The sequence below is a fragment of the Parageobacillus sp. G301 genome, assembly GCF_030268025.1.
GTDB classification, from domain to species: Bacteria; Bacillota; Bacilli; order Bacillales; family Anoxybacillaceae; genus Parageobacillus_B; species Parageobacillus_B toebii.
Window position 1 is genome coordinate 108,010 of record NZ_BSDB01000002.1, and the last position, 18,074, is coordinate 126,083.

The 18,074-nt window shown below is 41.7% G+C and carries 16 protein-coding genes; 13 read left to right on the top strand and 3 right to left on the bottom strand.

The window, feature by feature from the left end:
- Nucleotides 1–74: 74 nt before the first annotated feature.
- The 10 genes from dnaB (at nt 75) to rlmH (ending at nt 10,813) form a co-directional block, all read left to right on the top strand.
- Nucleotides 75–1,439, top strand: coding sequence for a replicative DNA helicase (gene dnaB, locus QSJ37_RS09270; protein ID WP_285754866.1), 1,365 nt, complete (start codon nt 75–77; stop codon nt 1,437–1,439).
- A 287-nt stretch (nt 1,440–1,726) separates the two neighbouring features.
- Nucleotides 1,727–3,013: an adenylosuccinate synthase gene (locus QSJ37_RS09275; protein WP_285754867.1), complete on the top strand. Its 1,287-nt coding sequence runs from the start codon at nt 1,727–1,729 to the stop codon at nt 3,011–3,013.
- A 176-nt stretch (nt 3,014–3,189) separates the two neighbouring features.
- Nucleotides 3,190–3,897 carry a response regulator YycF gene (gene yycF / locus QSJ37_RS09280; RefSeq protein WP_285756093.1) on the top strand — a complete coding sequence of 236 codons (708 nt, stop codon included), beginning with the start codon at nt 3,190–3,192 and terminating at the stop codon, nt 3,895–3,897.
- 9 nt (nt 3,898–3,906) lie between these two features.
- Nucleotides 3,907–5,733: a cell wall metabolism sensor histidine kinase WalK gene (walK, locus tag QSJ37_RS09285; protein WP_285754869.1), complete on the top strand. Its 1,827-nt coding sequence runs from the start codon at nt 3,907–3,909 to the stop codon at nt 5,731–5,733.
- A complete protein-coding gene (locus tag QSJ37_RS09290) occupies nt 5,726–7,075 on the top strand; it encodes a YycH family regulatory protein (protein WP_285756094.1) in 1,350 nt (449 codons plus the stop codon). Before walK ends, QSJ37_RS09290 begins: the two co-directional genes overlap by 8 nt.
- Nucleotides 7,062–7,844, top strand: a complete 783-nt coding sequence (locus tag QSJ37_RS09295) for a two-component system regulatory protein YycI (protein WP_285754870.1) — start codon at nt 7,062–7,064, stop codon at nt 7,842–7,844. The genes QSJ37_RS09290 and QSJ37_RS09295 overlap by 14 nt, the downstream gene beginning before the upstream one ends.
- 5 nt (nt 7,845–7,849) lie before the next feature.
- The gene (locus QSJ37_RS09300; RefSeq protein ID WP_015865401.1) at nt 7,850–8,644 is read left to right on the top strand and encodes an MBL fold metallo-hydrolase; all 795 of its coding nucleotides are present in this window, start codon (nt 7,850–7,852) and stop codon (nt 8,642–8,644) included.
- 161 nt (nt 8,645–8,805) lie between these two features.
- A complete protein-coding gene (locus QSJ37_RS09305; RefSeq protein ID WP_285754872.1) occupies nt 8,806–10,017 on the top strand; it encodes a S1C family serine protease in 1,212 nt (403 codons plus the stop codon).
- Between the two features lie 76 nt (nt 10,018–10,093).
- A complete protein-coding gene (locus tag QSJ37_RS09310) occupies nt 10,094–10,249 on the top strand; it encodes a CxxH/CxxC protein (RefSeq protein ID WP_015865399.1) in 156 nt (51 codons plus the stop codon).
- An 84-nt stretch (nt 10,250–10,333) separates the two neighbouring features.
- Nucleotides 10,334–10,813, top strand: coding sequence for a 23S rRNA (pseudouridine(1915)-N(3))-methyltransferase RlmH (rlmH, locus tag QSJ37_RS09315; RefSeq protein WP_285754874.1), 480 nt, complete (start codon nt 10,334–10,336; stop codon nt 10,811–10,813).
- 91 nt (nt 10,814–10,904) lie between these two features.
- Here rlmH and QSJ37_RS09320 read toward each other — a convergent pair whose 3' ends face one another.
- The 3 genes from QSJ37_RS09320 to QSJ37_RS09330 all read right to left on the bottom strand — a co-directional run bounded on the left by QSJ37_RS09320 (nt 10,905) and on the right by QSJ37_RS09330 (nt 13,726).
- Entirely contained in the window at nt 10,905–11,342 is a 438-nt protein-coding gene (locus QSJ37_RS09320; RefSeq protein WP_285754875.1) for an OsmC family protein, read from the bottom strand.
- Between the two features lie 607 nt (nt 11,343–11,949).
- Nucleotides 11,950–12,339: a diguanylate cyclase domain-containing protein gene (locus QSJ37_RS09325; RefSeq protein ID WP_285754878.1), complete on the bottom strand. Its 390-nt coding sequence runs from the start codon at nt 12,337–12,339 to the stop codon at nt 11,950–11,952.
- Between the two features lie 217 nt (nt 12,340–12,556).
- A complete protein-coding gene (locus QSJ37_RS09330; RefSeq protein ID WP_285754879.1) occupies nt 12,557–13,726 on the bottom strand; it encodes an IS256 family transposase in 1,170 nt (389 codons plus the stop codon).
- Between the two features lie 356 nt (nt 13,727–14,082).
- On the opposite strand from QSJ37_RS09330, the gene desB reads away from it, so the two are divergent.
- The 3 genes from desB to QSJ37_RS09345 all read left to right on the top strand — a co-directional run bounded on the left by desB (nt 14,083) and on the right by QSJ37_RS09345 (nt 18,000).
- Nucleotides 14,083–15,222, top strand: a complete 1,140-nt coding sequence (gene desB / locus QSJ37_RS09335) for a Delta(10) desaturase DesB (protein ID WP_285754880.1) — start codon at nt 14,083–14,085, stop codon at nt 15,220–15,222.
- Nucleotides 15,223–15,570: 348 nt separating this feature from the next.
- Nucleotides 15,571–16,827, top strand: coding sequence for a GntP family permease (locus tag QSJ37_RS09340; protein WP_285754881.1), 1,257 nt, complete (start codon nt 15,571–15,573; stop codon nt 16,825–16,827).
- A 30-nt stretch (nt 16,828–16,857) separates the two neighbouring features.
- Nucleotides 16,858–18,000, top strand: a complete 1,143-nt coding sequence (locus QSJ37_RS09345; RefSeq protein WP_285754883.1) for a glycerate kinase — start codon at nt 16,858–16,860, stop codon at nt 17,998–18,000.
- Nucleotides 18,001–18,074: the final 74 nt, after the last annotated feature.

Consider the following 18,074-nt stretch of genomic DNA (forward strand, 5'->3'; position numbering starts at 1 on the left):
ATGAGGATGTTTTCCTCATATAATCACATTTTTCTTATGGCAGGAAAAACGGGGGAAAAAGGTGGTGAAATCACATGAACGATCTATTTTCAGAACGAATTCCTCCGCAAAGCATCGAGGCGGAACAGGCTGTGTTAGGCGCTATATTTCTTGATCCTTCCGCCTTGACATTAGCTTCGGAAATTTTAATTCCGGAAGATTTTTATCGTGCTTCCCATCAAAAAATTTTCCATGCGATGCTTCGCGTTGCGGATAAAGGAGAGCCTGTCGATTTAGTCACAGTGACGGCGGAGCTTGCCGATACGCAGCAATTGGAAGAAGTCGGCGGAGTGTCATATTTAAGCGAACTGGCCGATGCTGTACCAACGGCGGCAAACGTTGAATATTACGCGCGCATCGTGGAAGAAAAATCGGTGTTGCGCCGCTTGATTCGCACCGCCACGTCGATTGCGCAAGACGGTTACACAAGAGAAGATGAAGTAGATGTTTTGCTTGACGAAGCAGAACAGAAAATCATGGAGATTTCACAGCGCAAACATTCAGGCGCATTTAAAAATATTAAAGATGTCCTTGTGCAGACGTACGATAATATTGAAATGCTCCATAATCGAAAAGGCGAGGTGACGGGAATCCCGACTGGATTTACCGAGCTTGACCGCATGACATCGGGATTTCAGCGCAGCGATTTTATTATTGTTGCGGCCCGTCCTTCTGTAGGGAAAACGGCATTTGCTTTAAATATTGCGCAAAACGTAGCGACAAAGACGAATGAAAACGTCGCGATTTTTAGTTTGGAAATGAGCGCCCAGCAACTAGTGATGCGGATGTTGTGCGCGGAAGGAAATATTAACGCGCAAAATTTACGGACAGGGAGGTTAACGCCGGAAGACTGGGGCAAGCTAACGATGGCGATGGGAAGCTTGTCGAACGCCGGCATTTATATCGATGATACGCCTAGCATCCGTGTCAGCGATATTCGCGCCAAATGCCGCCGCTTAAAGCAAGAAAGCGGTCTTGGCATGGTTGTCATCGACTACTTGCAGCTCATTCAAGGAAGCGGCAGAAATAGAGAAAACCGCCAACAAGAAGTTTCGGAAATCTCCCGTTCTTTAAAAGCGTTGGCTCGTGAATTAGAAGTGCCGGTGATCGCTTTATCCCAGCTTTCTCGAAGCGTCGAGCAGCGCCAAGATAAGCGGCCGATGATGTCCGATATCCGTGAATCCGGAAGCATCGAGCAAGATGCGGATATTGTCGCCTTTTTATACCGCGACGATTATTACAATAAAGATTCGGAGAATAAAAATATTATTGAGATCATTATTGCCAAACAGCGGAACGGCCCAGTCGGGACCGTACAGCTTGCATTTATTAAAGAATACAACAAGTTCGTTAATTTGGAACGCCGTTTTGATGATGCGCAAATTCCGCCAGGAGCATAATGAAGAACAGGTGCCGCTTTTTTCATAGGCACCTTATATTTTTTTCATTTTCACGAGAAGCCTCCCGATGCAGGCTCGAGTAGAAGGAGACCACCTTCTCCTACGCGGAAGCTTTTTCGATGGAGGTAGTAACAAACTCCCACCTCTTTATGGAATGAAGATGCGAGGGATTTATACACGAATAATAAATGATTAATATATATAAATGTTCGTGTTTTATTGACTTTCCCTTGAAAAACTGCTACACTTACAATGTTTATATCGAGTTAAAGGTGGAGGTGCTCGCCATGTCGTCAGTCGTCGTTGTCGGGACGCAATGGGGCGATGAAGGAAAAGGAAAAATTACTGACTTTTTATCAGAAAATGCAGAAGTCATTGCAAGATACCAAGGCGGAAACAATGCTGGGCATACGATTGTTTTTAACGGAGAGAAATATAAATTGCATTTAATTCCGTCCGGAATTTTTTATAAAGATAAAATTTGTGTTATCGGAAACGGAATGGTAGTTGACCCGAAAGCGTTAGTGGCGGAGTTGAAATATTTGCACGATCACGGCATTTCAACTGATAATTTGCGCATTAGCAATCGTGCGCATGTTATTTTGCCATACCATTTAAAACTGGATGAACTCGAAGAAGAGCGGAAAGGCGCGAACAAAATCGGCACGACAAAAAAAGGGATCGGACCTGCGTATATGGATAAGGCGGCGCGCGTCGGCATCCGCATTGTCGATTTGTTAGATCGCGAAGTATTTGAAGAAAAATTGGCTCGTAATTTGCAAGAGAAAAATGTCCTTTTTGAAAAAGTATACGGCGTCGAAGGACTTAAACTAGAAGATATTTTAGATGAATATTACGAATATGGACAACAAATTGCCAAATATGTTTGCGATACGTCTGTAGTGTTAAATAACGCGCTTGATGAAGGGCGCCGTGTTCTCTTTGAAGGCGCACAAGGCGTCATGCTTGATATTGACCAAGGAACCTATCCATTTGTTACTTCCTCAAATCCAGTCGCTGGTGGCGTGACGATCGGTGCTGGGGTCGGACCAACGAAAATTAAACATGTCGTCGGGGTTGCAAAAGCGTATACGACTCGTGTCGGCGACGGTCCATTCCCGACAGAATTACATGATGAAATTGGCGACCGCATCCGCGAAGTCGGCCGTGAATATGGAACAACGACAGGCCGTCCACGCCGTGTCGGTTGGTTTGATAGCGTTGTTGTCCGCCATGCTCGTCGGGTTAGCGGTATTACAGATTTATCGTTAAACTCGATTGATGTTCTTACTGGTATTGAAACGTTAAAAATATGTGTTGCTTATCGCTATAAAGGAAAAGTGATCGAAGAATTTCCGGCAAGCTTAAAAGTGCTAGCGGAATGTGAGCCAATTTATGAGGAACTTCCAGGATGGTCAGAAGATATTACCGGTGTAAAAAGTCTGGACGAACTGCCAGTCAACGCCCGCCATTATGTAGAACGCATTTCTCAATTAACGGGTATTCCGTTATCGATTTTCTCTGTTGGTCCAGATCGTTCGCAAACAAATGTTGTTCGCAGCGTATATGCGTGAAATATTTATAATATGTATAATAAAAGCGTAGATGCAGCAATGTATCTATGCTTTTCTTTTTGTTTCTCCTTTAAATGGCAAATGGTTATGAGTGATTTCATTTTGATAACATGATAAATTAATAATGGTAAATCTATTTCTGATTCCATCGTAAAAGGAAGGATGTGAAGAGAATGATGGAAAAACGAATTCTCGTTGTTGATGATGAGAAGCCGATTGCGGATATTTTGCAATTTAATTTGCAAAAAGAAGGATATGAGGTAATTTGTGCCTACGATGGAGAAGAAGCGTTGCAAAAAGTCGAGGAAATAATGCCGGATCTTATTTTGCTTGATATTATGCTTCCACAAAAAGACGGTATGGAAGTTTGCCGGGAAGTACGGAAAAAATACGATATGCCAATTATTATGTTAACTGCAAAAGATTCAGAGATTGATAAAGTACTTGGTTTAGAATTAGGGGCGGACGACTATGTAACAAAGCCGTTCAGTACGAGAGAGCTGTTAGCGCGGGTAAGAGCGAATTTACGCCGTCATTCACAAATTGCCGCGCAGGAAGAAACGAACGATACGAATGAGATTATTATCGGTTCTCTTGTTATTCGTCCTGATGCATACATCGTTTCGAAACGGGGAGAAACGATTGAATTAACGCATCGCGAGTTTGAATTGCTGCATTATTTGGCAAAACATATTGGACAAGTCATGACAAGGGAGCACCTGTTGCAAACCGTATGGGGATACGATTATTACGGTGATGTTCGTACTGTTGATGTCACGGTGCGCCGTCTCCGCGAAAAAATTGAAGATAATCCATCACACCCTTCATGGATTGTCACACGACGGGGAGTCGGATATTATTTGCGCAACCCAGAACAGGAGTAACGAAAGCAAATGAAAAAAGTAGGCCCATTTCGTTCGATTCATTTCAAGTTTGCCGTTATATACGTTTTGCTTATTCTCATAGCGATGCAAATTATCGGTGTTTATTTTGTTAGAAAGCTGGAAACGGAGTTAGTGCAAAGTTTTAAAAATTCCCTGAATGAACGGGTGACGCTATTAGCGTATAACGTGGAACAAGCGATGAATAAAGAAAGAGATTCGAAAAGTCCGATGTTAGAAGAAGATATCCGCTCCCTTCTCAATGATTTTGTTTCCGATGACATTTCTGAAGTCCGTGTCATCGATCATAAAGGCAAAGTGTTAGCTACATCGAATCCATATATGCAAAATATCGTTGGAAAGCGGACAACGGAAATTTATGTGAAGCGATCGCTTGTGACTGGGGAAATCGTCGATCAAATGTTCATAGATCGGAAAGGACACCGTATGTATATTTCTTCTACTCCAATTAAATCGAGTGGAGAAATAAAGGGAGTTATTTACATCATTGCTTCGATGGAAAACGTATTCTCGCAAATGAAACAAATTAATACAATTTTAGCAACGGGAACCGGAATAGCTCTCTTTATTACTGCGGTACTCGGGGTTCTTTTGTCACGCACGATTACTCGTCCGATTTCAGATATGCGAAAACAAGCGTTAGCGATGACAAAGGGAGATTTCTCCCGCAAAGTAAAAATTTACGGTTATGATGAAATCGGACAATTAGCAATGACGTTTAACAATTTAACGAAAAAGCTGCAAGAAGCACAAGCGACAACAGAAGGGGAACGGCGCAAGCTTGAATCCGTATTAACACATATGACAGATGGAGTGATTGCCACAGACCGCCGCGGCAGAATTATACTCATTAATGATGCCGCCTTAAACATTTTGAATGTTTCACGTGAAACAGTACTGTCGAGTTCCATTATCGATGTACTTGGAATTGGCGACCAATATACGTTTGAAACACTGTTGGAGGAGCGGGATTCGCTCATTTTAGATTTTAGTACGGATGAAGAGCTATATATTTTGCGTGCATCGCTTTCTGTGATTCAAAAAGAATCAGGATTTATTAACGGATTAATTGTCGTATTGCATGATATTACGGAACAAGAAAAAATTGACCGCGAACGTAGAGAATTTGTTGCCAATGTTTCACATGAGCTTCGCACTCCGTTAACGACGATGAAAAGTTATTTGGAAGCATTAGCGGAAGGAGCTTGGCAAGATAAAGCAATCGCTCCTCGGTTTATCGAAGTAGTGCAAACAGAAACAGAAAGAATGATTCGCTTAGTCAATGACTTATTACAGCTTTCTAAACTGGACAGTAAAGATTATAAGCTAAATAAATCATGGGTAAATTTTTCGGAGTACTTTCATAAAGTGATTGACCGTTTTGAATTGACAAAAAGCGAAAACATTACGTTTGTGCGAAAAATCCCAAAAGAAGCGATTTTTATTGAAATCGATAAAGATAAAATTACGCAAGTATTAGATAATATTATTTCCAACGCCATCAAATATTCTCCACAAGGCGGAAAAATTACGTTTCGCGTTAGAGAGCTTGCCGATGAAATTATTGTGAGTGTCAGCGATGAAGGAGTCGGTATTCCTAAGGCGGATCTCGCGAAAGTGTTCGAACGGTTTTATCGTGTCGATAAGGCAAGATCACGCAAACTCGGCGGTACAGGGTTAGGATTAGCAATTGCGAAAGAAGTGGTGATCGCTCATGGAGGAACCATTTGGGCGGAAAGTAAGGAGCATAAAGGAACAACGATTTTCTTTACTTTACCGTTGGAAAGAGATCAAAAGGATGACTGGGACGATGTATGAAGCAGCAAAAACAGTCGTGTTGACGTTTTTAGTATTAGTGAGTATTGTGCTGACGTTTGTATTATGGACATACCACCCAAAATACGATGTTTTGCAAAATGATGAGTACGTTCAGAACGTTTCCGTCAGCAACACCCAAGTAGATCCAGCGATGATTGTTCAACCTTCACAGCTGTTGTTTCATAAAAATAATGCTCATTATGGAATTGTACAAGAAGAAGAAGCAAATCAGATTTTAAAAGAAATCAAAAAATGGTCCATTGATGATTTTGAAAATATTTCCGATACGATTCCAAAAGGAAAATTTTTATCGTTTTTACACGAAAAAGAGAGACTAGAACTCGTTTATCCCGATAGCATCCCTATTGATGTTTATCGTTCTATTTTTCAAATTGAAGACAAAGGAATAAAACATATTAGTTTTGACCGTATAATCATTCCATTAGTGAACAAGGACGAGCTTTCTATTTATTTTATTTCTACGGAAAAACGCAAGGTATATAAAGCAATTGCAACGGATGTATCACTTTCTGAAATTAACAAACTCGTAATGGAGCTAGATAAATACCCGCGCTATTTCCCTTATGTGATTAATGAAACAAAGCAAATTTTTTTGCCTGAAAAAGAGGTCACAATGAATCGTCTTCAATATTATACGGACGAGCTTGACTCTGATAAATTTAAAGAGGCGCTGTTTAGCGATCCTAGTTTTGTGAAAAAAGATTTAATTACATTTGGCGAGGAATATACAGATGGATCGCGATTAATGGATGTAGATTTTTTACAGCGAATGTTGTTATATGTAAACCCAGCGGCGCGGACATTGAACGGTAGCGAGAATCAAAAAAGCGATAATTTAATTCAAAAGAGCATTGACTTTGTCAATGAACATGGCGGCTGGACCGATATGTATCGCTTTGCTAGATGGAATGAGGACGAACGGACCGTCGTATTTCGCCTAATGGTCAACAACCACCCTGTATTTAACGAATATGGCATGTCTGAAATAGTACAAATATGGGGAAGCAGCGATCTTGTAAAATATCAGCGTCCTCTATTTCGTTTAGAAGTTGCCGACCGTGTGAATGTGCCAAGGACGTTATTATCTGGTCATGAAGTGATTAAAAAAATAGAAATGATGAAGGGATTTAAAAAAGAATTAGTAAAAGATATTGCGGTAGGATATGAGCTGATAAAAGATCCGGAACGAGAAAAAGTGATTATTTTAGAACCATCATGGTTTTGTTTATACGGTCAGACGTGGAAGAAGATACCTTTAGATGACCAAGAAAAAGAACAAGACAGCAAAAAGAGAGGAGGGAACGTAAGTGGATTGGAGTAAAACAAAAACGATTTTTATTATTACGTTCCTCATCCTCGATTGTTTTTTAGGATATCAATTTATGGAAAAGCGAAATAGCAGCCAATTAGATGTCATTTTGGAAACAACGATTGAAGAACAATTGGAGGCAAACGGCATCACTTATGTAGAGCTTCCAAAAGAAATAACGAAAGCCACTTATGTCAGCGGGAAAAGCAAAAAGTTTACCGATGAAGAAATAAAAAAATTGCCTGGCCAAAAGGTGACGGTAAACGATGGAACCGCTTTGAAAGGGACATTTATTCATCCGATATCGTTAAATTTCAAAGATCCATATCGATTGAAAGAATTTTTACAGCGGCATATTATCGATGGAAAAAAGTATACGTTTTGGACATTTGACGAAAAGTCAAATACCGTCGTTTGCTACCAAACGTATAATGGAAAAATAATTTACAATAATGAAAGCAGTAAACTATTGATACATTTAAATGAAAAAAGCGAAGCGGTATCGTATGAACAAACGATGTTAGATGATTTACAAAAATATGAGAGAAAACAAGATATCGTCCCAGCTATTAAGGCAATTGAAACGTTATACAAAAAAGGGTATTTACAACCCGGGGACCGCGTCACATCGGTTGAACTAGGATATTACGGCCTGGTTCAGTTTACCACTTCTCAAGTATTAACGCCGACGTGGCATATCGTCATTAATGGAAAAGAAGACTATTTTATTAATGCATTCGAAGGACAAATCATTAATGATGAAGGAAAAATTTTGGAGTGAGAAAAATGGCGATGCAGTTTAGCGTTTTAGCAAGCGGCAGTACAGGAAATGCATTTTATATAGAAACAGGACAACAGAGGCTGCTTGTCGATGCGGGATTAAGCGGAAAGCAATTAGAACAATTATTCGAGCAAATTGATCGCGATTTGCGTGACTTAACGGCGATTTTAGTGACACATGAGCATAGCGATCATATTAAAGGATTAGGCGTCATTGCGCGAAAGTATAAACTGCCTATTTATGCGAATGAAAAAACATGGAAGGCAATGGAAGGGTTAATTGGTGATATTCCCACCGAGCAAAAGTTTATTTTTCCATTAGGCAAAGTGCGTTCTTTTGGCGATCTTGATGTAGAGTCGTTCGGTGTATCACACGATGCGGCAGAGCCGATGTTTTACGTATTTTATCATGAAGGAAAGAAACTTGCGTTAATTACGGATACAGGCTATGTTAGCGATCGAATGAAAGGGACGATCAAAAATGCCGATGTATTTATTTTTGAAAGCAATCATGATGTGGAAATGCTGCGAATGGGAAAGTATCCGTGGAACGTCAAGCGCCGCATTTTAAGCGATGTTGGTCATGTTTCTAATGAAGAGGCGGGGCTAGCGTTAGCCGATGTGATCGGAGACCGCACAAAACGAATTTATTTAGCGCATCTAAGTCAGGATAATAATATAAAGGAATTGGCTCGGATGACGGTAGCGCAAACGTTGGCAAACAGAGGATTGGCAATCGGAGATCAGTTTGATTTATATGATACCGACCCGAAAATAGCAACGAAACTTGTGTATGTATAATCGCCATTTCGTCAAAAATAGGTAAATATGTTTGTCATGAGTGTTGGTTCATCAGCACGTCTATGTGTTGATAAATGGATTTTCCATTCTTTAAAAGAGTATAATGGGAATAGATATGCTTTCTTTTTGAACAATGATCGTTGCTGAAAGGGTTGATGCGCATGGGATATTATGATGATCACTACGAATACCAAAAACAAAAGGGAAACCGTGGCCGCTGGTTTTTTTCTGCGTTAGTTGGAGCTGTTTTAGGAGCGTTATTAGTAGTAATTTCTGTCCCGGCTCTTTCAAAATGGGATGTGCTTCCTTATCAAGTTACACCGAGAGAGAGTGAACAGGTACAAAATGGAGAAACAGCAAAAGAACCTGCTATACGGCAACAAGTTTCTGTCGACGTGTCAAGCCAAGTAACAAAAGCGATTGATAAAGTATCCGATGCGGTTGTTGGCATTGTAAACATTCAAGAAGCGAACTTTTGGTCGCAGGGCGGAGAAGCGGGAACTGGTTCAGGCGTCATCTATAAAAAAGAAAATGGGAAAGCATTTATTGTGACGAACCATCATGTTGTCGAAAACGCCAGTGAATTAGAAGTAAGCTTAAAAGATGGAACAAGAGTTCCAGCGAAGCTGTTGGGAAGCGATGTGTTAATGGACTTAGCAGTATTGGAAATTGATGCGAAGCATGTCAAAAAAGTAGCTGAGTTTGGCAATTCAGATACAGTCAAACCGGGAGAACCAGTCATTGCGATCGGCAATCCGCTTGGGTTGCAATTTGCAGGTTCTGTTACGCAAGGAATTATATCAGGAACGAATCGAACCGTAGAAGTTGACTTAGACCAAGATGGTACTCCGGATTGGAATGCAGAAGTATTGCAAACGGATGCTGCCATTAACCCGGGCAATAGCGGTGGCGCCCTTGTCAATATTCAAGGGCAAGTTATTGGCATTAACTCCATGAAAATTGCCCAAGAAGCAGTGGAGGGAATTGGATTTGCCATCCCAATCAATACAGCGATTCCGGTAATTTCAGATTTAGAAAAATACGGACAAGTACGCCGCCCATATATGGGGGTAGAACTTCGCTCCTTAAGCGATATTTCTTCTTATCATTTGCAAGCAACCTTGCACTTGCCAAAAGATGTGACAGAAGGTGTGGCTGTCATTCAAGTAGTGCCAATGTCTCCAGCAGCGCAAGCCGGATTAAAGCAATTTGATGTGATCGTAGCATTAGATGATCACAAAATTCGTGATGTGTTAGATTTAAGAAAATATTTGTACACAAAAAAATCGATTGGCGATACAATGAAAGTAACATTTTATCGAGACGGCAAAAAACATACAGTGACGATAAAATTAGAGAAAGAATCGTTTTAACCATAAATAAAAAAACAAGGAGCGCTATCTTCGCTCCTTATTCTTTTTCCACATGTGGATAAAAGGAGATGAGAACATGTTTTTCTGCTGTGAAGAACATATCGATTTAGCCATCGACATGTATGTGGATAAAATGGAACAAGCGCCTAATATTTCGTTTATTTCTGTGGATAAGTCGGAGAAATCATGCGATTTTTGTACGAATAAAGCCGCATATATAGTGGGGAACTAATGTTTTTTACACAATATGTGGATATATACTGTGTATATGTGGATAAATACTGTGGATATTTTGTTTGTAAAGTGGGGATGAGTTGTGCATATTCACATTATTTCTGTTGGTAAGTTAAAAGAAAAGTATTTGATGCAAGGAATTGACGAATATAAAAAACGATTATCCAGTTATGCGAAAGTTGACATCATTGAAGTTCCTGATGAAAAAGCGCCGGAACATTTAAGTGAACAAGAAATGGAGCAAATTAAACAGCGGGAAGGGGAACGCATTTTAGCGAAAATTCCCAATGATGCGTATGTGATTGCCTTAGCGATCGAGGGAAAGATGAAATCGTCTGAGCAATTTGCCGCCAGCATAGACAAACTTGCCACTTACGGAAAAAGCAAAATCGCCTTTATCATCGGCGGTTCGCTCGGCTTAAGCAAACAAGTGATGCAGCGCGCCGATGAAGCGTTATCGTTTTCCAAAATGACGTTCCCGCACCAGCTGATGCGTCTCATTCTCCTTGAACAAATTTACCGTGCGTTTCGGATTAATCGGGGGGAGCCGTATCATAAGTAATTTTATGAACGAAACCCCGTTTCTGGTTGGATCGTAATCAAAATCAAGAAAAGGAGCGGCACCTAAGACGCCACTCCTTTTGTCTTTTTATTTATGCTTTTTTCCAGTTCGTTACGATTTCCACACCAGCTGCTTTCAATGTATTAAATACTGGGCAGCGGCTATCGGTCAACTCTTGAAGCTTCTGGATGCGTTCTTCTGGTTCACTCGTCTTTACTTCTGCGGAAATTTCCACTTTTTCGAAGTAAGTACGAACGTTTGGATCGCCCATATAGCCGCGCGGGTCGAGTTCTCCTTTTACAGAAAAAGATATTCTTTGAAGATCAAAGTTGATCTCTTTTGCCACCATGTTTGCCATAATGCTTTCGCAGCCGATAAGCGCGCCCAGCAAAGTTTGAAGTGGATTCGGCCCCTTGTCGTTGCCGCCTAGTCTTTCCGGTTCGTCAATATAAAAAGTATGGTTGCCCGTTTTAATTTCGGATGTAGTTCCTTCAGCAACACCTGAAGCTGTTAATTGTACGCGTGCCATTTTCCATACCTCCTAATGGTGGTTTCATTATAGCTCTTGTTTGAATAGCAAGTCTGTAATCCAGTTCCTTTATAAAATGTGAAATAGCATACATTATGATTACCATCCTTTAAGTTAGTCATGCATATCCTTCCTATTGTTAAAGTAAAAATAAACCACTATATGTTTAGGGAAGAATTGTTTGTAATTTACAAATTATGGTACTTGTCGCAAATAGAATTATTTTACAATTCCCCTCCAGAAGATATGGAAAAGATTAATAAATGGACACACCACGCTAAAATACGAAAACATACGATTATCCAGACCGCCCGAGATGGTTCGGGGTGGACTTTACTTTATAATGGAAGGCGCCTTACGCCTTTATACTGTCAATAAAGATAGAAGCCGTGATCAAAAAAGTCACGGCTTTAAGTTTACCCTTAATATGATCCTGCTTCTTTGTTATCCATTTTCGTGTAGAACGTTAATGGGAAGACAATGATCTTGACCTACTATGTAGACGAAAAAGAGCAATCATTATGTTTGTTTCACGTGAAACAGTCATAACTCTTGTGCTTTTTTCGTATTCTCCTGATATGAACCTCTCCCACCTATACTCCGTTTATCACGCCAAAAAGGCAGCAGGGGGTCTATTATTTTTCTCTTTCCAATGGATCAACGTTGATACATCATTGTTCCTATCGAAATGGTTGTATATGGATATTTCACTTCTAGCCGATACCCTATCTTTCCCGAGTTGTTTCGATTGGAGCAACAATTCATCTGCGTAAACGTATGCTTTTTCCATTGATACAGCACCGCCTGTTTGAAAGAAATACAAACCGAAGGAAGAAGTATAGGTAATGGATGTTTCTTTTAATTCATATTCTACTTGTACAGCGCTATTTCGAATCGCTTGCAAAATCGTTTCTATCAAATGAATGCTTTCATCGAACGTACGGTTTCGGAGGAATATCGTAAATTCCTCTCCGCCGCTGCGGAATAAGAATGACAATAGAAATAAAAAAGATAGTAAAAATTACTTTCCCCGCTTGTAACAACATCGTTCATTCGGTACCGTCAAGAATTTTGTGTAATGTAAGATAGATAGGGTATCTCTGAAATGGATTTAGAATAGAGGGGGGGATATTTCCTCCACACAGGAGACTGAATATTCAGTCTCTTGTGTGGAAAGGGAGAATCCCCTTATTTTGTTTATTTACAATATTTGGTTAACAATAACGTTCTTCAAACATTCGTTGAAGAGCTTCATGCGCTTCGGCAAATCCTCGTAACTTTCTTCCTGCCCATTTCTCGTTAAAATCTTGAATCGTCAAATACACGATTTTTTCAGCGGCTTCTAAACTGCTCAAACTGTTCATGGGCTTGAGACGTTTCCGAATCTCCTTGATCATTCGTTCGATGGCATTGGTCGTGTAAATCACACTTCGAATACTGCTTGGATAATCCATAAATGTAAGGAGGACATCCAATTCATTGGCCCAAGATTGGACTTCTCTCGGATACTTGCTTGACCATTTCGATTCAAACTGTTGAAACATCTCCAGTGCCATTGTTTTATTCGGAGATCGATAAATGAGTTTCAAATCTTCCGCCATTTCGAATTGGTCTTTTTTCCGAACACGACTGAGCGTGTTACGGACTTTGTGAACGACACAACGCTGTACATCGGCTTTCGGATACACCGCCTTAAAGGCTTCCTCCAACCCAGGTAGTCCATCGAATACGCCCAGAAGCACTTCCTTGACGCCCCTGTTGTATAGTTGTTGAAGAATCTCCTGCCATACATAGGCACTTTCCTGTCCTCCCACAAAGAAATCAAGAATTTCGCGATATCCTTCTTCGTTCACCCCTAACACCACATAAATGACTTCTTTCTCCACGGTTTCGCGACGAAGTTTTACGTATAAGCCATCCAAATATAAGACGGAATAACGCTTGTGCAGTGGACGAGTGTGCCATTTCTCGATGTCTTCCTTCACTACATCGGTAATACGGCTGATCGTTGCAGGAGAATAGGCATTGCCTAAAATTTGTTCAATAAACTTGCCAATTTCACGCGTACTCACGCCACTTTGATACATTCTGATGACGGCTTCCTCGAGCCAGCCGGTGTGGCGTTGGTAAGGAGCGAACAATTGGGTTTGAAATTCTCCGTTTCGGTCTCTTGGGACCAAAAGACCTTCAATCCGGCCGTATTGTGTATCTAGATTTCGTTGATAGTAGCCGTTTCTCATATTCGATGTTCCGGCCTGTTCTATTTCGAGGAAATTCTTGATTTCTTCCCGCATGATCAGTTCTAATTTTTCCTTTACAAACTGACGAATGACACTTTCCAGTTGATTTGCCCAGTCGACATTCGGTATACTTCTTTTAGACATAGGTAGGGTTCTCCTTTCTCTGGAATGTGTTGTGGTCCAAATCAGAGAATACCCTACCTTTTTTCTTTTGGTCTAGCAAAATGCTTTACACAAAATTTTATACATCATCGTTTAATACTAAGTCATAGAACTACATAATAATTTATTGACAGGACAAGCTAAAAAGTGTTAGCATGAGTTTTAAATAACCAATAATGAATGATGGATATGTAATTGTCTGATTTGATATCCACGTATATGGTTATGAAATATAATACCCTTCATTGATTTTAAGCATTGAATCGATGCGATGACCCGAAAGGTGAGATTACGAGCGGTTGCTTGTCAATCGAAGGTGGTTTGAAAGGAGCTATTCAATGAAAGAGTTTCATACGTTCGGTTGGTATGCCGCCAGGATTTCTCCACATTTGCCGAAAAAGGCGTTTCAACCTGTTCCGTCCCGCCTATTTGGAGGTTTCGCTTATTTGTCGTTAACCATCGGCTGCATCCTCGCTGTTTCTCTCTTGCATCTTCATCCTGTATGGAATCTCCTCCTAGCTGTTGTGTTAGGTTCCAGCTTTGCGGCATTGGGATTTTTAGGACATGAAATTTTGCACGGCACGGTAGTACGAAAGCCGTGGCTGCGTGATATTCTTGGCGCGATTGCATTTTGGCCTCTATGCACAGGTCCGAAGCTGTGGCGAAAATGGCACAATGTGACTCATCATGTACACACACAAGATGAAGAAATGGATCCGGATGCATGGCCTAGTTTAGAAAGGTTGGCCAAAAGCCGTCTATTGCGCTGGGTATACAAAATTCCGTTTCCAATTCGTGCGTTTTTCGCTTTTAGTTCATTGTCTGTTATGTTTACGCTTCATTCCATCAAGATGTTAATCTATTTCTTCAAAGATTTTCAGCCGAAAAATCGCAGTGTGGTGCTGCTTCAGTTTTTCCTGCCATGGTCCACATGGATTGGGCTGTTGTTTTTCATTGGATTTGAGCGTTGGTTTTTTGCCTTTTTGCTGCCTTTGCTGATTGCTAATTTTATTGTAATGAGCTATATCTCTACGAACCATCATTTAAATCCGTTGGTGCCGGTGAATGATCCGCTGGCAAACAGCCTTACCGTAACGGTGCCAAAGTGGATAGATGTGCTTCACTTTAACTTCTCGTATCATACCGAACATCATCTGTTTCCAGCGATGAGCTCGAAATATTACCCGTTAGTGAAGGAGCACGTTAAACGAATGTGGCCGGATCGGTATCACGAATTGCCAATGGGAAAAGCGTTAGCCGCGCTTTGGAAAACACCGAGAGTATATTATCAGCAAAACGAGCTGATCGAGCCGCGGCAAGGACATGTTTACGGTTCGTTAGGCAATGGGTTGGATCCAGAAAATATTACTTATCGAAACATGGAGGCAGTGCCGTTTTCCAGCTTGGAAGAGAAACCGATAATCATAAAAAAAAGCAGTGGGAAAAGAGAAAAAGTAACAAAGGATTCTTCATCATGAGAGTGATGAAGAATCCTTTTTACTTGATGTTGTCTTGTTCATGACGCCTGTCATCCGTCGTTTCGTTTGAACCATATTTGACACTCCTTTTTCTTATTTTTACAATCATTATGATAAAAAAGAAAATTGAAGCGATTATTAATAAAGTGTAATTATTGTGAAAATGTTGAAGAAGGAAGGAGATGTGTTGTATCCATTTACGAAGGGGTTATCGTTAATCGGATGATGAAGATTTTAGGGAGAAATATAGATGTGATGGAATGAGAAGGTATCATTATTGGTTTTGGAGATAAAGGGAGAATTGGTCATGTTCATGAGGGCGTTGTTTGTATGAAAGGGGAAGCTGTTATGGATATTCAAGTAAGCGCCGCAGGAGCCATCGTAGCACTGGTTGTTGCCATTGTGTTGATTTTACGGAAAGTTTCCCCCGCCTACGGGATGATTGCTGGTGCTTTTGTCGGCGGAATCATTGGCGGGGGGAACGTGACAGATACGGTCACGGTGATGATGGATGGAGCAAAAGAAATGATTCCTGCGGTATTGCGCATTTTGGCGGCAGGAGTGTTAGCCGGGGTTTTAATGGAATCGGGGGCAGCGGCAGCGATCGCTGAAACGATCGTTCGAAAGCTTGGGGAAAAGCGGGCTTTGCTTGCGCTTTCAGTGGCGACAGCGCTGCTGACTGCGATCGGCGTGTTTGTGGATGTCGCAGTCATTACCGTTGCGCCGATTGCGTTAGCGATCGCAAGCCGCGCCAACTTATCAAAAACGGCGATTTTACTGGCGATGATTGGCGGCGGGAAGGCGGGGAACATTATGTCACCGAACCCGAACGCCATCGCTGCTGCGGATGCATTCCATATTCCGTTGACATCATTAATGGCAGCTGGAGTCGTCCCAGCAATATTCGGGCTCGCTGTTACGTATATTATCGCCAGAAAACTTGCGCAAAAAGGAACGCTTATTTATGATGTGCAGGAAAGAAAAAGCAGCGGACAAACACCTTCGTTCTTTGCGGCTATTATTGCTCCGCTTGTCGCGATAGTATTGCTTGCATTGCGGCCGTTGTTTGATATTGCGATTGACCCAATGATCGCCCTTCCGGTCGGCGGTATCGTTGGTGCGCTGGCGATGAAAAAAGGGAAGAAGTTGAATGATTATGCTATATCCGGGTTATCCAAAATGTCTGACGTTGCCATCATGTTAGTCGGAACAGGGACATTAGCGGGCATTGTTGCCAATTCCTCGCTAAAAGATGTTATCATTAACGGTTTGGATCATTTCGGGTTACCAGCATACGTGCTAGCGCCGATTTCCGGGATTTTGATGTCTGGGGCGACTGCTTCCACGACGGCGGGAACAGCTGTTGCCAGCAGTGTATTTGGTGAAACGATGATGAGTCTAGGTATTTCCGCGTTAGCCGGGGCAGCGATGGTTCATGCCGGGGCGACCGTATTGGATCATTTGCCGCACGGAAGCTTCTTCCACGCGACAGCGGGCAGTGTCCATATGGAGGTCAAAGAACGGCTGAAACTAATTCCGTATGAGTCACTCATCGGCTTGACACTGGCTGTCGTATCGATGATGATTTTCGGAGTCTTCCAATGATTTTCATAATCACAATGAGGAGGAAAGAGGATGAAAGTGATTATTGCGCCAGATTCGTTTAAAGAAAGCTTATCCGCGCTTGAGGTGGCGAACGCGATTGAAAAAGGGTTCCGCGATATATTTCCTGAAGCGGAATACGTGAAAATTCCGATGGCAGACGGCGGAGAAGGGACGGTTCAATCATTGGTCGATGCGACAGGCGGGCGAATTGTGAAAACGGAAGTGACAGGACCGCTTGGGGATCGTGTCCAAGCCTTTTTTGGCATGCTTGGGGATGGAAAAACAGCAGTCATTGAAATGGCGGCCGCCTCTGGATTGCACCTTGTTCCAAGTGAAAAGAGAAATCCGCTTGTGACGACAACGAGAGGGACAGGGGAATTGATTCTCGCCGCGCTAGACGAAGGAGCCGAGCATATTATTATCGGCATCGGTGGAAGCGCGACAAACGACGGCGGGGCTGGCATGATTCAGGCGCTTGGCGGGCGTCTTTTAAACCGACATGGACAGGAAATCGGACCAGGGGGCGGGAGCTTATCCGAGCTTGCCGACATTGATTTGTCAGGACTCGATCAACGGTTAAAATGTGTAAAAATTGAAGTTGCGTGCGATGTTGACAATCCGTTGACAGGTCCAAAAGGCGCCTCGGCGGTTTTCGGTCCGCAAAAAGGAGCGACGCCCGAAATGGTCGTGACATTGGATAAAAATTTACATCACTATGCCGATGTCATTGAACGAGTGTTAGGAAAGCAAGTAAAAGATATTCCTGGTGCCGGGGCGGCTGGAGGACTTGGCGCTGGATTACTTGCCTTTCTCGATGCGAAGCTGAAGCGTGGAGTGGAGATTGTGTTAGAAACGGTGAATTTTCATGAACGAATTCAAGGCGCATCGCTAGTGATTACGGGGGAAGGACGCATCGATGGGCAGACGATTTTTGGAAAAACGCCGATCGGCGTAGCAAAAGCGGCAAAACAATACAATATTCCGGTCATTGCCATTGCCGGCTCTGTATCCGATGACAGCGATGTCGTGCGAAGCCATGGAATTGATGCGCTTTATAGCATTGTCCCGGGAATTATTCCATTAGAAAAAGCATTAGCAAATGCTCGGTATTATGTTACCCAAACCGCCCGAAATATTGCGGCGGTTTACAAAATTGGAACAAATATGAAGTAAAAAAGGTTCTTTATCCCAGAACCTTTTTTAATTTTTACTATTAAAAGAAAATTTAAAATATTTTATAATAAATA